At 59.8% G+C, this 13,969-nt stretch carries 14 protein-coding genes; 9 read left to right on the top strand and 5 right to left on the bottom strand.

Translation table 11 applies throughout. The features are described from left to right. Position 1: 1 nt before the first annotated feature. On the bottom strand, positions 2–157 hold the full coding sequence (locus tag ACVWWJ_RS22440) for a DUF3606 domain-containing protein (protein ID WP_456969761.1): 156 nt from the start codon (positions 155–157) through the stop codon (positions 2–4). 111 nt (positions 158–268) lie between these two features. After that, the gene (locus ACVWWJ_RS22435; RefSeq protein ID WP_456969544.1) at positions 269–697 is read right to left on the bottom strand and encodes a low affinity iron permease family protein; all 429 of its coding nucleotides are present in this window, start codon (positions 695–697) and stop codon (positions 269–271) included. Positions 698–1,546: 849 nt separating this feature from the next. Here ACVWWJ_RS22435 and ACVWWJ_RS22430 point away from each other — a divergent pair. From ACVWWJ_RS22430 to fumC, 5 genes are all read left to right on the top strand, one after another. Continuing rightward, the gene (locus ACVWWJ_RS22430; RefSeq protein ID WP_456969543.1) at positions 1,547–2,092 is read left to right on the top strand and encodes a sugar dehydrogenase complex small subunit; all 546 of its coding nucleotides are present in this window, start codon (positions 1,547–1,549) and stop codon (positions 2,090–2,092) included. 15 nt (positions 2,093–2,107) lie between these two features. Further along, the gene (locus ACVWWJ_RS22425; protein ID WP_456969542.1) at positions 2,108–3,745 is read left to right on the top strand and encodes a GMC family oxidoreductase; all 1,638 of its coding nucleotides are present in this window, start codon (positions 2,108–2,110) and stop codon (positions 3,743–3,745) included. A 2-nt stretch (positions 3,746–3,747) separates the two neighbouring features. After that, positions 3,748–5,154 carry a c-type cytochrome gene (locus ACVWWJ_RS22420; protein ID WP_456969541.1) on the top strand — a complete coding sequence of 469 codons (1,407 nt, stop codon included), beginning with the start codon at positions 3,748–3,750 and terminating at the stop codon, positions 5,152–5,154. A gap of 5 nt (positions 5,155–5,159) precedes the next feature. After that, positions 5,160–5,699: a hypothetical protein gene (locus tag ACVWWJ_RS22415; protein WP_456969540.1), complete on the top strand. Its 540-nt coding sequence runs from the start codon at positions 5,160–5,162 to the stop codon at positions 5,697–5,699. A 191-nt stretch (positions 5,700–5,890) separates the two neighbouring features. Continuing rightward, positions 5,891–7,405 (top strand): class II fumarate hydratase, encoded by a 1,515-nt coding sequence (fumC, locus tag ACVWWJ_RS22410; RefSeq protein WP_456969539.1) that lies wholly within the window; start codon positions 5,891–5,893, stop codon positions 7,403–7,405. A 178-nt stretch (positions 7,406–7,583) separates the two neighbouring features. Here fumC and ACVWWJ_RS22405 read toward each other — a convergent pair whose 3' ends face one another. After that, positions 7,584–8,468: a LysR family transcriptional regulator gene (locus ACVWWJ_RS22405; protein WP_456969538.1), complete on the bottom strand. Its 885-nt coding sequence runs from the start codon at positions 8,466–8,468 to the stop codon at positions 7,584–7,586. An 81-nt stretch (positions 8,469–8,549) separates the two neighbouring features. On the opposite strand from ACVWWJ_RS22405, the gene ACVWWJ_RS22400 reads away from it, so the two are divergent. The 3 genes from ACVWWJ_RS22400 (at position 8,550) to ACVWWJ_RS22390 (ending at position 10,167) form a co-directional block, all read left to right on the top strand. After that, complete coding sequence (locus tag ACVWWJ_RS22400; RefSeq protein ID WP_456969537.1) at positions 8,550–9,260, top strand: SDR family NAD(P)-dependent oxidoreductase; 711 nt, start codon at positions 8,550–8,552, stop codon at positions 9,258–9,260. Between the two features lie 48 nt (positions 9,261–9,308). Continuing rightward, positions 9,309–9,554 carry a tautomerase family protein gene (locus ACVWWJ_RS22395; RefSeq protein WP_456969536.1) on the top strand — a complete coding sequence of 82 codons (246 nt, stop codon included), beginning with the start codon at positions 9,309–9,311 and terminating at the stop codon, positions 9,552–9,554. Positions 9,555–9,771: 217 nt separating this feature from the next. Then, a complete protein-coding gene (locus ACVWWJ_RS22390) occupies positions 9,772–10,167 on the top strand; it encodes a helix-turn-helix domain-containing protein (RefSeq protein ID WP_456969535.1) in 396 nt (131 codons plus the stop codon). 637 nt (positions 10,168–10,804) lie between these two features. Here ACVWWJ_RS22390 and ACVWWJ_RS22385 read toward each other — a convergent pair. Beyond that, complete coding sequence (locus ACVWWJ_RS22385; RefSeq protein ID WP_456969534.1) at positions 10,805–11,344, bottom strand: energy transducer TonB; 540 nt, start codon at positions 11,342–11,344, stop codon at positions 10,805–10,807. Positions 11,345–12,477: 1,133 nt separating this feature from the next. Beyond that, positions 12,478–12,957: a hypothetical protein gene (locus ACVWWJ_RS22380; protein WP_456969533.1), complete on the bottom strand. Its 480-nt coding sequence runs from the start codon at positions 12,955–12,957 to the stop codon at positions 12,478–12,480. A 295-nt stretch (positions 12,958–13,252) separates the two neighbouring features. On the opposite strand from ACVWWJ_RS22380, the gene ACVWWJ_RS22375 reads away from it, so the two are divergent. Continuing rightward, positions 13,253–13,504, top strand: a complete 252-nt coding sequence (locus ACVWWJ_RS22375; protein ID WP_456969532.1) for a hypothetical protein — start codon at positions 13,253–13,255, stop codon at positions 13,502–13,504. The last annotated feature ends 465 nt before the right edge of the window (positions 13,505–13,969 follow it).

Raw genomic sequence — 13,969 nt, 5'->3', positions numbered from 1 at the left:
GTCACTGCGGAGGCTTTCTTCGGATAAGCTCCGCTTGTACATCCGCGGCTCGATTTCCCACCCGGCTTACCGCGGCAACGATGTCGTCTGGCGTGGAACCAAGCACCAAAGCCCACAGCTCCACGTCGCTGCTGTCGCCGACGGATATGAGCCGCATCGCGTCACGTTCTTCGTTCCATTCGCTGCGCATATGGCCCTCACGTTGAGCGAGAGAAATACAGGCGCGAACGTCGAAGATTCGTGAGAGGCCGACCCGGGAACTGACGGCCTACTTGTCGACGTCATCGGCCTCGTCGGAGGGCGAATCCTCGTACTCACGTCCCTGGCGGGCTTCGGCGGCGCGCCGGATGTAGTGTCCGCGAATGGCGTCCAGAGATTTCTCGTCTAGTTCCTCGAGATCCAGGAGCACGGCGTTCGCGCCGTTCACTGCGTTGATAAGCTCATCGAGCTTGATCTGCATGGCTTCCGTATCGCGGTTTTGCGTGTTCTGTATGAGGAACACCATCAGAAACGTCACGATCGTCGTGCCGGTGTTGATCACCAACTGCCACGTGTCTCCGAACCCGAATACCGGCCCGCTCGCTGCCCAAATCACGACAATTCCCGCAGCTGCAGCGAACGTCGCTGGCTTTCCTGCAGCTTTGGCGACGGACATCGCCATGCGGGTGAAGAAACTCTGCTTGCTTTCGTTAGCCATAGCATCCTCCTCTTCGGATGACCATAAATGCCTCTCTCGTCGCCTCAGCTACGGGCCACAGGGGGCCACTCAACAGTGGTTCAACCACAGGGAGGCCGAGGAAACACACATCGTCGTCTTCGCGCGGTCCGTCTACGGAGAACCTGGTCCGACCGACTATTTCGTTCTTCCACGGATGCTGTTCCCAACCTGGCTGAAGTGCTTCTACATGCACAACGGGCCTCTCGTTGAAGGCTGCAGGTATCCCTCACTGGTCGTGCTGAAAGACCTCTCTTGCTTGTCCCAGATGGAGGCGCAGTTGTGTGGGTGACCCGGTCAGAGGAGAGTGGGTGCGGCGGCAGGAGGCTGAGACCCTGAAGGATGAGGCACGAAATGCGGAGACCCGTTTTCATGCTGTGACCAAGTCCTTCGATGCCCTGTTGGCCGATACACGGGCGACGGGAATGCTCAGACGACACGGTATTCGTGGAGTTGCGCTGAGGCGTTCGTCCAAGTTTCCCGAGAATGGGAGCGCAGAATGCCAGGCCGTGCATGAAGGCGTCGTCCTTGCGAAGGTGGTTGCCCGAGTGCTCTCCGACGGCGAACTGACACGGTGGTTGTCTTGTCACCACCTCAAAGAGCTCGCCGCACTGCATGCGGCGCGCAGTCAGGAGCGCTAGGGCTACGGCCGGCCCATCGGCAGCTGGGGCGGCAATACCGACAACCATAACTTGGCTTTTTTGTTGCAATCCTTCGTGGATTGCCATCAATAAAATTTGATGGCAGGGCGCTTCCATTCCGTTTCGCCTGTATGTGTGCAGCGCAATGGAATCGCTGCGTTATGGCTACCGATTGAGTGGAGGTTAGAGAGTGAGAGAGGACGAGCGCGACGACTCGCCGGCCGAGTTCCAGCTATCACGACGCAAGATTCTGCTCGGTGGCACATGGCTGATTGCCGCGACGCTCTTGAATCTTCCTGATGCAATACGAAGCATGCCAGCCGAAGGAACTCCATACGGGAAGACGTTTATGGAGCTTTCGCGCCTTTTGATCAATCACGTCCTCAGCGATGACGTCGGCCTACGGCTCGCTGCGGCGATGCTCAGGATGAATCCGGAGCTACCGGCGGCGACGGATCGACTATTGGCCATTGCGCATAGCCAGAACGCGAGGGTGGTGGAGGACTTCTTCGAAGTCATTCCCGAAGGCAGGCTTAAGGATGCGGCCCATTCGATGATTGCGGCCTGGTATATGGGCGTCATTGTCGACATCCCTGAGGCTGAGGTGTTTGCCTATGAGGAGGCACTCATGTTCAAACCGACCATCGATGTGATGACCATTCCGACGTACGCGATTTCAGGCCCGAACGGTTGGAGCGCTGAAGCGCCACCGTTGACTTACATGCCGAAGTTTTAGGCCGAGAACCTGCAAATGTCTGTAGTAGCGAAAGCGGATGTCATCGTAGTCGGCACGGGCGTTGTTGGCGCCATCGTGGCGGAAGAACTCCTGGACGCTGGGCTGTCCGTGCTCATGCTCGAGGCAGGGCCACGGGTTGAGCGTTGGCAAATCGTTGAGCGGTACCGGAATCTGCCCCCGTCATCGAGGCTTCATTTCAACGCCGCCTATCCTCCTTCGCCTTGGGCTCCCCACATGGAGTCTCTTGAGCAGGGACAGGAGCACGAATACTTGCAACTGACCGGGCCAAACGCCCGGGCGTATCAGCAAGGCTATGTCCGATACGCAGGTGGAGCGACCTGGCACTGGGCGGGCATTTGTTGGCGCCTCACGCCTGATGATATGCGTCTGAAGACGCTTTATGGCGTAGGACGCGACTGGGACTTCGACTATCAGACCCTGGAGCCTTACTACACGCGCGCCGAGTATAAGCTCGGCGTCTGCGGTCCGTCCGAGGCCGAGCTGCAGTGGCCACCGCTTCGATCCAAACCTTATCCCATGGGCCGCCTGCCGTTTGGTCCCGGTGAGCAGCGCTTTACCGATGCAGCAGCGTCGATCGGACTGCGCAATCATCCGGCGGCTCAAGCTCGAAACAGTGGCATCGCCTACGATGGCCGACCACCCTGCTGTGGGAACAACAACTGCATTCCTGTCTGTCCGGTGGCCGCAAAATACGACGCTGCCAGCGCGCTTCCCAAGATCGAAGCCAAGCGTGGCAGGATCCTTGCGAACGCGGTCGCGTACAAGCTCGAGACCGACGGGCGAAACCAGATCCAGGCTGTCCACTACTACGACTCTAACAAAGTATCCCACCGTGTGACCGCGCGGGCTTTCGTCCTGGCGTGCAATGGCATTGAGACGCCCAAGCTGCTACTGATGTCGCAGGACAATCGCAATCCCCGCGGTGTGGCCAATAGCTCCGACCAAGTAGGACGCAACATGATGGACCAGCCCAAGCTCGTAGCGGAGCTAGAACTGGCGGAACCTGCATGGACCGGCGTCGGACCCGTACAGGGCAGCAGCATCATGGAGACATCCCAAGGCGACTTCCGCGCAAAGCACGGAGGTGCGCTATTTCGATTCAACAATATGGCGCGCAGCCGCATCGGAGCCGTGGCCGCCCTGAAAAAAGGCCTCGTCGGAAAGGCGCTTGATCGGGAGATTCGACGCGTGTCGGCTTGCACGGCTGAGATAGCCATCGAGCACGAGTTGCTTCCGATGCCTGACAACCGCCTGACGCTCTCAGCAAAGACCGACTGGTTGGGCCTGCCTAAGCCGAATATCTACTACGACGTGGGTGACTACGTTCGTGAGTCGGCGGCTTCGTATTCCGTTCCCATCGCCAGACGCCTGGCGGTCGCTCTCGGCGCCAAGCAAGCGGAGATAAGCACCGAGTTCACGCAGAGCGACCACATCATGGGCGGCACGATAATGGGGCGCGATTCGGGCAAGTCCGTGGTCGACCTCGATTGCCGGGCGCATGACCATCAGAATCTGTTTCTGCCGGGCGGCGGCGCCATGACGACTGGGGGCTGCGGAAACAGCACACTGACAATGGCTGCCCTGGCGTTCAAGGCGGCGGACGCGATCATCGATCAGCTAAGGACAGGCTGACGATGGAACGCTCATCCCTCGTCATAATGGCGTTCATCGGTCTCCTCGGTCTTGGATGCACCGCGAGTCGTGCAGCCGATGATCCGGCCGAGCGCGACGCGATCGAAAGAGGAAAGTACATCGCCACGGCAGCCGACTGCGCCGCCTGCCATACGGCGAAAGGTGGAAAGGCCTATGCGGGGGGCATGGGCATCAGGTCTCCTGTCGGAACGATGTATGCGAGCAACATCACGCCATCGAAGCAGTTTGGCATCGGCCAATACACCGAGAAGCAATTCTCTGATGCCGTGCGTCATGGCATTCGGCGCGACGGCCGCAACCTTTATCCGGGCATGCCGTACACGTCCTACGCACTGCTGACTGACGAGGACATTCACTTCCTGTATGTCTACGTCATGCAGGGCATCGCACCGGTCGACGAACCGGCGCCTGAGACCGACCTTCCGTTCCCGATGAACCTGCGCGCCTCGATGGCGGGGTGGAATCTCCTCTTTCTGACTTCGCACCCGTACGTTCCCGATACATCGAGGTCCGCCCAGTGGAACCGGGGCCGATACCTTGCCGAGGGCGCTGCGCATTGCAGTACGTGCCATTCGCCGCGCGGTTTGCTTATGCAGGAAGAAACAGACAGCGCGTTGAGTGGCGGCTCCGTCGGCCCTTGGTATGCACCAAACATTACCTCTGACCCCATAAGCGGCATTGGTCTGTGGCAACACGCTGAGCTTGTGCAGTACTTGCGTTCGGGACACGTCGACCGCAAGGCGCAGGCGGCTGGCAGTATGGGTGAAGCGGTGGAGCACAGCTTCCAACATTTATCTGACGACGATTTAGATGACATAGCGATCTACATTCAGACCGTCCCGGGTGTCCGTGACGCGAATGAGGATGTCTCGCGCTTCCAGCGCGGGGCCGCCAAGTCAAACGTTGCAGCATTTCGTGGCATGGACCCCAGCGAAAAATCATCCGGCGCGCAGCTGTTTCAAGGCAACTGTGCCAGCTGTCATATCTACAGCGGCCAGGGGACTCGTGACGGGTATTACCCTAGCCTGTTTCATAACTCGGCGACCGGACTCTCCAAGCCAACGAACCTGATCGCGACAATCTTGAACGGTGTGGATCGTACAACCGGAGGCGGTCAGGTTTACATGCCGGCATTCGGTGGCAACCCGAATGACCTGAATGTCTTATCCGATGCGCAGATCGCAGCGCTTGCTAACTATGTCCTCTCCACGTACGGAAACGGTGATCCCTCGGTGACCGCGAATGACGTGGCGATCGTTCGCCAAGGAGGACCCACGTCGCACTTGGTGGCGGTGGCCCGTGTCGGTATGACAGTGGCCGCCCTGGCGGTTGCCGGTGCCATCGCTCTGTTGGTTCGGCGCCGCCGGCGCCGTATGCGCCAAAGGTGAAAAACATGCAACGAGCTAAGCCAACAGTCTCACCGCGTACCCCGAAGCCGGTGGCTGCGAGCTGGCGCAGACGCGTCGCCGCAAGCGCCCTCCTTCTACTTATATCCAACGCGTCAGCTACGAAAAGCGAAGCGGGTAAGCAGGTGGTTACCGGCACCACAGCCGTTCACGCGTTCAAGCTGTTCACGGGTCCCGATAACGTTTCGCACGTACTCGAGGGTAACATCGACCTGTCCAAGCGCACCAAAGTTACAGCGCTCCACTTCAAGGAGTCGGCGCCACATGCTTCGCTTGACTGGCATAACGATCCCGAGCCGCAGTACGTCATCACGCTAAGCGGAACGCTGCAGTTCGAGACTCGATCGGGGGAAACCTTCGTCCTGCGGCCGGGGGATGTGTTGGTTGCCGAAGACCATACCGGGAGCGGCCACAAGTGGCGATTGATCGATGATCAGCCCTGGCGCCGCGGCTACGTTGTACTGGATCCCGGCGAAAAGGACTCTTTCGTACCGAACTCTCCGAGCCGTCAGAAGCTCCTGCCCTGATAGCAGATGCTATTTGACCGTCTTCACCGGTCTTGTTCTTCGCCGCGTACCGGTGAATGGCCGCCGGGTGATTGGCCGTCGAGTGCTCTGGTGTGATCAAAAATCGACGGTAATGTCCATGTGAGCAGGGATCGCCTCTGCCCACCCCCCGCGCCTGCGCCGAACTCTTCCCCATCTGAATTGGAAACTTCATGAATCGTCGAGACGTACTTAAATCCGGCGTCACTGCGTCACTGGCCATGGCCAGTGCCTCTGCCCTTGCCGTCGCCACGTCCCCAGTCGTTCCACCCCCATCCCGCCTAGTTCCCCGTAAAGAAACCGATAGCCTGGGCGAAGTGGATGTTGCCAGCGAAAAGCTGTGGGGCGCCCAAACGCAACGCTCACTGGAGCATTTCGACATCGGAATCGATCTGATGCCGCGGGAAATGATTTCCTCGTATGCATACCTAAAGAAGGCGGCCGCCATCGCCAACCACAAGTCGGGGCGGCTGAAGGACGAGCAATTCGGTCTGATCCTCAAAGCGTGCGATGAGATCCTCGCTGGCCAGCATAGCGACATGTTCCCCCTCCATGTCTGGATGACTGGCTCTGGCACACAGTTCAACATGAACGTAAACGAGGTCATCTCGAACCGCTGCTGCCAGTTAGCGGGTACGCCGCTCGGGAGCAAACAACCCGTTCATCCCAATGATCATGTGAACATGGCGCAATCGTCCAACGACACGTTTCCGTCGGCGATGAACATCGCCGTCGCGATGAGCGTGAAGAAGCGACTAATGCCATCAATCGATGCGTTGGCCAGGGCCATCGGCGACAAAGCTGTTGCGTGGAAAGACATAGTGAAGGTGGGGCGAACCCACATGCAGGATGCCACCCCGATAACGCTCGGCCAAGAATGGTCCGGCTACGCTGCCATGCTCAGCGATAACTTGATCCGTCTGGATGATGCACTGAAAGGCATCTATCGCCTGGCCATTGGCGGAACTGCGGTTGGCACCGGAATCAATTCAACACCGGACTTCGGCCCGGCGGCGGCGGCGGAAATATCGACTCTCACCGGCCTCACTTTTGTGAGCGCACCGAATAAATTCGCTGTACAGGGCGCACACGACGACCTGGTTCAGATGTCCGGGACACTCAGGACGCTAGCTGTATCGCTATTCAAGATCGGTAATGATATTCGACTGATGTCTTGCGGCCCCCGAGCCGGCTTTGCCGAACTCATCATTCCCGAGAACGAGCCTGGCTCGTCCATCATGCCCGGGAAAGTCAACCCGACGCAGGCCGAGGCACTGACCATGTGCGCAGTGCAGGCCATGGGCAACGACGTTACGACGGGATTCGCCGGCGCATCGGGTTACCTCGAGATGAACGTCTACAAGCCGGTGATGGTGTATGACATCACGCATACCGTTCGCCTGCTCACCGATAGCACGACGAACTTCCGTAAATACCTGGTCGAAGGCACTAAGCCGAACGAAAAAAAAATCAAGGTGTACGTCGATCGCTCTTTGATGCTTGTGACCGCACTCTCGCCAGTCATTGGGTATGACAAGGCTTCAAAAATCGCCCACTATGCCAACGATAACGACACAACCCTCAAAGAGGCGGCATTGAAGCTCGGTTACGTTTCAGAAGCCGAGTTCGACCGTATCGTCGTACCTTTAAAGATGGTCACGGCATCCATCGCCACTGGAGGCGACTGAGCGAACCGCTATTGGCCAGCGACCATCTGATTGCAGTGCCGGGCTCACGTACACGTGCCACGGATGGCACCCTCCTTCCGTGCAACTGCCATCTGCGGCACGACTTTATGCCACTCGGCACCGATGTTGCGCTTTCTACGGAATCTTTCTCCACCGCTCCCGCGAAGGAAATCAGAAATCAGCGAAAGAGTTCCTGCTCCTGCTCAAACATCGCGATGATTTCGTCAGCAATGACCCGGATCGATGCATCCTTCCGGTCGCGCCGGCGGGTCACCAGGTAGACGTCCCTGACTGGCGGCAGCGCACCCAAGTCGCAGATGCGCAGCATGGAATCGCTTCGGCCGATGTAGTGAGGGATGAGCGCCAGGCCTGCGCCTGATCGCGCGGCAATCGATTGAAGGAACTGATCCTTCGCACGGAACGCGACGCGAGCACGGGGAAAGGTCTCGGACATCCATGTTGCTGCGGGTAAATATGCATCCGACTCGTTGAAGCCAATGAGAACAAGGTCGCCACCGGCTTCGAAGGATCGACAAGCCTCATCCGTACCGTAAAACCCATAGCCGACCGTGATCAGCGGGCGGGCGATGATGTCGCCGTCTGTGGGCTTGTCGAACCGGATAGCGATATCCGCCTCGTGACGCTCGAGGCTGACCGACCGAAGGACCGCCGCGAGGTCGATATCGAGCCGCGGGTAACGCATGGCCAGAAGCACGAGGCGCGACGTGAGGAATCCTGACGAAAGCCCCGGCGATGCACTGACCCGCACCAATCCGGCAGGGGAACCATCGGTCATGCCTCGGCCGAGGATCTGGGCTGACTGCTCCATATCGCTTGCAGCCTCCAGCGCATGCGTCCCAGCCGGCGTCAGCACGTAGCCCTCGAGCCGCCGCTCAACGAGCTTCTCTCCGAGACTTTGCTCCAAGGAATGAATCCTGCGCGCCACCGTGGCGTGACTGACAGAGAGCATGCGAGCCGTGGCGGACAGGCTGCCCTGCCGGGCCAGAGCCACAAACACCCGGACGTCTTCCCAGTCGAGGTCTGAACGTTTTTGAACAGCCATTGATTGGATATATCCAATTTTCGAGACCCTTACAGTGCCGTAGATTCTGCCCATCACGCAAGCAAAAAACGGAGCAGAAACATGTCACAAACTAAGAAAGTAGCCATCGTCACCGGTGCATCCCAGGGCATCGGCGAGGGCATCGTCAACGGGTTTCGTGCACGCGGTTATGCCGTGGTTGCCACGTCCCGCTCCATCAAGCCCTCCCCGGATCCGGACCTGGTGACGGTGGCCGGTGATATCGGCGATCCGGAGACGGGCAAGCGCCTGGTTGCGGCGGCGCTCGAGAAGTTCGGTCGCATCGATACCCTGGTGAACAATGCCGGGATCTTCATCGGCAAGCCGTTCGTCGACTACACCGAAGAAGACTATCGGCTGAAGCTGAAGACGAACCTGGACGGGTTTTTCTTCACTACCCAGCAGGTCGCCCCTGTCATGTTGAAACAGGGCAATGGCCACATCGTTCAGATCACGGCGTCGACGGCGGAGTTCGCCAGCTCGCGGGGTCCCGCCTTTATCGCAATGCTGACGAAGGGCGGCATGAACTCCGCCACCAAGAGCCTGGCAATTGAATATGCCACGCGCGGCGTCCGAGTGAACGCCGTGGCACCCGGGGTCATCCGCACCCCCATGCACGATCCGAAGATGGTCGACCAGCTGGCGGCTTTCCACCCGATGAACAAGCTGGGCGAGGTCGAAGACATCGTCCGCGCGGTGCTCTATCTCGAGGATGCGGCCTTCTCCACGGGCGAAATCCTGCACGTCGATGGCGGCTTGATCGCCGGTCGCTGACCTAACCAGGGGCGCGCGCCAGGCGGCCCCACCCTCTTGGAGAACCTTATGCCGATCGTAAACATCCTTGTGACCCGTGAGGGCACCAGCCCGGGTGCAGTCCGCACCACCAGTGAACAAAAGGCAGCCGTCTACAAAGGAGTCGCCGACCTACTCTTCGACGTCATGGGCAAGCCGCACGAGGACACCACCGTGCTTTTTCACGAGCATGAGATCGAGGACATCGGGCAGAGCGGCGTGCCGCTGGATGAGTTTCGCATCCAGCGCGCCCGCGAGCGGCAGGCAAAGCCCTGACATCAGACGTGAGCTGCGTCGTTCATGCGTATTGCAGCTACCCGTATGCCCGTCGCGGAATGACCTCATAACTCGGATCGCGGCTCCTGGGCCACCTGGCGCCGACAGAGGACCATAACCGTGTCCATTATATCAGTAGCCAAGAATCTTCCGTCACCACGACGTCCTTGGAAGGGCCGGCACGAGGGCGCGGCTGACTGCCGTGTGCTCAAATCTGATGACTGAGAAAAGCCGCAACCCCCATACATCAGACGAGGGGCCGCGCGGCCGAAGCCCGCGCGGTGCGCTAGCCGATTGGCAATTGCGGGCCGCGATCTCGTGCCTGGCCAATCAGACGTCTCTGAGGCTGGCCGTGCGCGAGGCCACGCGCGCATGCGGGGTATCCCGCGAGCACTTTTCGCGCGCCTTCAAAATCGCGACCGGCATCACCCCAAGTCGATGGCATCTAGAGAAGCGTCTCGATCGGGCAAAGCATCTCATTGCGGAGAATGAGCTATCTCTAGCAGCCATCGCGGTAGATTGCGGCTTTACCGACCAGAGCCACCTTACAAACGCCTTCAAAAGGCTGCGCCACGAGAGCCCTGGCAAGTACCGTCGCTCGCTCGCTGACTAGGCTACCGTGATGGCCGTCGCACGTCTAAGTTGCGGCACGCCGTGAAAGCGCGGCGTGCCGCGGACCATAGGACTCGCGGGTTCAACGACTGCCCGTGTCCGGGCGCCGGCGGCGTAATTGACGAAGTGGATCGCGGCGTCAGCCCTGACCACCGACCCAAGCGGCTACGTGCCGGGAAGCCGAGACGCCAAGTGGTGCAGCGAGGTCAACGAGGGCGGCGCAGTCGCAGCGAAGGCCGTTGGCGCGGGATGGAGCGAAGCGACTGGCACTATCAAAATGCCCGCCAGCTGTGCGAGGACCTCCGGGCGCTCGTCGAGCGAATTTCCCGGGAGCGCCAGGACGTGCAGATGGCCGGCGGCACGGCGGACGCCAACAATTTGGGTGAGAGTTCGTTTCGACGAAACGACTGACCAGGTCGCTTTTCGATCGGCTCTGTCAATGGTAGAAATATTTCGCCCTGTCGCCTATACGACCTCGGGATCCTGATTATGGTTGATGAAGAGATGCGGGAGGCGTGCCGCTGATTAAGTGGCTTACCATTGCGCGCGCTCGCCATTTAGCGCAGCTGTCGTTTTTAGCGAAGATTCCCGGAACAACGGAGTTTACGGCTACTTCGCATCCGGGACGACCGCAGCGACTATCCTTGCGGGGTGACTGTTGGCTTCCCATCCACCAGCTCGAAACGAAACACATAGTCGAGACTGAAGGCGGCATTCTTGCGACTCTGGGAAATATTCCCCTTGCCGTCGTCGAACTCCTCCACGACCGTCATCGGCGAGAATCGCCAGCGGCTTAGCGCATCCCGGCATGCATCAAAGAAAGCGGCGTGATCCGACGTCGAGACACCGTCCATATCCCTTACGTCGGTCACGTGGCCCTGCTCGTCGATAATCGCCTTTGCGTGAACTATGACTGGCGGAAGCTGCCTTTCTATCATTGACCCCGGATACTCCGGCGGGTCGCGAACAAGAGGCTGCGCTCCGAAAGCGTGTTCACTGCGCTTCAGCGCGTAGGTCGCCGAGGCGGCCGCAGGAACGAGCGCGTAACTCACCGCGGCGGCCGTGCCAGGACCGACCGTGGGCGCGGAATCGCGCACGTCGGACCGGCAGCCACCTAAAATCAGGGCGAGAGAGATCATAAAAATTCGCGGGTTGATGGCACTGACGACCTTCACCATGCACGCCCCGACAAACGGTTGGCATCCACCGCAGTTTCAATGCGGTCTTGCCAGTCGGGCATTCGCACTCCCACGACGTACTTTCCAGGGATTAGATACAACACTGGTTCCTCCGCAGGCCGGAACAACAGGAGGCGATCTCCCGGCACCCTGCCTTCGGCACCAATAACCACGGCTGAGACGAGACAACTCCAATCGACGTTTGAAGTCCTGTAGCGCTGGGAAGCATCCAACGGCGTGGTTCTCGATGGCGACGAAGGCAGGCTCACCGAGGAAGCCTCCCTGAGAGGCTTTGCAGGAGACCCGCCGCGGGAACGCGCGCTCGCCCTCCATGCAGTCCAACAACCCTTGAAAAGGGCTCTCCTCGAAGGTAAGGCCGCGATCGAGGAATATGCCACCCGGTTCGTCAAGGAACCGACCGTCTGAATTGATCCGTCGAAGGCACTACCGAGCATCGTCCTCATGGACTAGCCGGGCCGAAACCCACGATGCGCGTCACCGGGGTGTAGCCCATGCGCTCATAAACAGGGTAGCCCGCTTGCGTCGCATGAAGGCAGGTCTTCCGGTGGCCGGTGGCCTCGCTTGCGACCCTCAGCGCGTGCCGTATTGCAGGGGCGGTTATCTCCCAGGTTCACGACGTGAGCTTCGGATAGGGCGAATCCTCCCCCACCGCTGCGGCCAAGTAAGCTGCTAGGCCAATTTTTCGTAGGGAGAGAACTCAACTACGCAGGCGTATTCGGCGAATGCGACGGCCTACGCGTTCGTGAGATCGCGCGGCTGGAGACACGCCCGGTTCACCTTGCCCTTAATGCGCGATCTATTACGCGCGATACAAGTCTGTCCTGTTTGCCAACCCCTAAATGGCCCAACGTGCGACGTGACAACTGAAGGACAGGCAAGAAGCGTATCGGCCCCAAGGCGAGTGCCTACGTCTGCTGTGGAGGTGGCGTCCGTGTTCATGTGAGATAGGCACAAGCGCACCGGCGACGTGCGCCGGTCCGGCCAACATTTCCATGCAGGGGCATGACGTCGGCGAGGTCTCCTCAAGCTGCGAAGCTGATCTAGCGGCTGGCCAGTGAGCCACCGCATGCTGAAGTCTCGATCGATACGAAGCACTGGCTCGTCATGCATTCTCAATATATGCCCTCGGTCGTTCGGACCATCATGGTGAATAACTGATGTGCCTGTTTTGCATCGCCGGCCATGTCGCAAGGCGCCTTCCTCAGCCCCGCATGTTCGATTTCGAGAGGCCTCAGCCACCAATTCCAGGCCGTTTCCTCTGAGCCGAAGAGCCAAACAGCCTGCGCAAAAAGCATGAGCGAGCGGACCACCACGCTGGAATCGGGTGACGGGGCAATCGCCTCAGCGTGAGCCAGCACCCGTTGGCCGAAGGGCCGAGGGCCTGATGTGGCCGCTTGCGCCACTTCGCTTAACGCATCGGCGGGGGCGATTAGGAAGCGGAAGAGGGCGTTAAGTGCCTGCGCATCGTCCGAATCCGGTCGCAGCAGCCTCTCGGCAGCGACGAAGACATCCAATGCATGGCTATGCTCGCGATCGATCATTGCAGCCCCGGTCATGACAGCGATCCTGGCAGTGATACGGATGATGAGCATACGCCCGCTCACGGCTATGAAGGCCCGGGGCGGGGCCCAAGAGGCGGGCGTTAGACATCCGCCGTTTCACTAGATCCGTGCTGCTCGCGAAGTCGCATCTCACCTGAGACTGTTAAGCGAGCGCGCGCCCGGAAAAGACGTAGCTCTGTCCGCGAAATGTATATTATACGAACAAATACAATGAGTTAGTTGATTTCTAGCGCCAGTTGTGGCAGCGTGACGGCAGTAGGGCAGACCGGCGGGCCGATGGACGGCCAGTCCTCCCTAGTCCGGACAAGAAACGAGGGCGCTGCCGATGCAACCCGACTTGGCGCACATGCATCTGGACCTCTATCTCCCGCGAGCACCGATCTTGACGGGGGCAGAAACGGCGCGCCTGCTCGGCTATCCCACGACCGAGGCTCTCTACAAGGCCCACCATCGCGGTCAGCTGCCCTTCCAGCTATTCAGGCTCGCGGGCAGGCGCGGCTGGTTCGCAGCAACCTCGACAGTGAAGCAGTGGCTCGAATCGGCGTTGAACCCGGGCGCCGCAAATCGGGCCCCCTGAGGCCGGCAGCAGGGCCGCCCCACCCTTGGAGGTGAACAACCGAGAGCTACGAACCCACCAAATCACTCACACGACGGATAGCAAAAGGCCCCACCGAGCGCTAACTCGCGGGGCCTCCGGGTTGATCTCGATTGCGAACCGAGTCCACACCGACGCTATTCCTTCGATCCCTCCATGTCAAGCCATTCAAGGCGCCGACACGGGCAACTGTTGCCGAAGCGCAGCGAGGACGATGATGAATATCACCAGTCGGGTGATCCTCTCGGTCTTTTCGAGGAGCGATCTCATTTGCGGCGAACCGGGCATTTGGTCAGAGCGACAAATCTCACGCCGGCCAGGGCTGTGGCGCGCTCCAGCCACTGTGGCCGTTATTAACGTGACATCGCCCAGGCAGGGCGATAACGGAAAGCGCAATCAAACCGGGGCGAACTACGGACGGTTGTTCGACTCGCGCGGGCGTTGTGA

This window comes from Luteibacter sp. HA06 (assembly GCF_054061215.1).
This window is presented reverse-complemented; position numbering and strand designations above follow the sequence as displayed.

Bases quoted from the DNA above. Each gene is read 5' to 3' on its own strand.
- ACVWWJ_RS22415 (WP_456969540.1), top strand. From the start codon at position 5,160: ATGCAACGAGCTAAGCCAACAGTCTCACCGCGTACCCCGAAGCCGGTG.
- ACVWWJ_RS22385 (WP_456969534.1), bottom strand. From the start codon at position 11,344: ATGGTGAAGGTCGTCAGTGCCATCAACCCGCGAATTTTTATGATCTCT.
- ACVWWJ_RS22375 (WP_456969532.1), top strand. From the start codon at position 13,253: ATGCAACCCGACTTGGCGCACATGCATCTGGACCTCTATCTCCCGCGA.
- ACVWWJ_RS22435 (WP_456969544.1), bottom strand. From the start codon at position 697: ATGGCTAACGAAAGCAAGCAGAGTTTCTTCACCCGCATGGCGATGTCC.
- ACVWWJ_RS22440 (WP_456969761.1), bottom strand. From the start codon at position 157: ATGCGGCTCATATCCGTCGGCGACAGCAGCGACGTGGAGCTGTGGGCT.
- ACVWWJ_RS22395 (WP_456969536.1), top strand. From the start codon at position 9,309: ATGCCGATCGTAAACATCCTTGTGACCCGTGAGGGCACCAGCCCGGGT.
- ACVWWJ_RS22400 (WP_456969537.1), top strand. From the start codon at position 8,550: ATGTCACAAACTAAGAAAGTAGCCATCGTCACCGGTGCATCCCAGGGC.
- ACVWWJ_RS22425 (WP_456969542.1), top strand. From the start codon at position 2,108: ATGTCTGTAGTAGCGAAAGCGGATGTCATCGTAGTCGGCACGGGCGTT.
- ACVWWJ_RS22405 (WP_456969538.1), bottom strand. From the start codon at position 8,468: ATGGCTGTTCAAAAACGTTCAGACCTCGACTGGGAAGACGTCCGGGTG.
- ACVWWJ_RS22420 (WP_456969541.1), top strand. From the start codon at position 3,748: ATGGAACGCTCATCCCTCGTCATAATGGCGTTCATCGGTCTCCTCGGT.
- ACVWWJ_RS22390 (WP_456969535.1), top strand. From the start codon at position 9,772: ATGACTGAGAAAAGCCGCAACCCCCATACATCAGACGAGGGGCCGCGC.
- fumC (WP_456969539.1), top strand. From the start codon at position 5,891: ATGAATCGTCGAGACGTACTTAAATCCGGCGTCACTGCGTCACTGGCC.
- ACVWWJ_RS22380 (WP_456969533.1), bottom strand. From the start codon at position 12,957: ATGCTCATCATCCGTATCACTGCCAGGATCGCTGTCATGACCGGGGCT.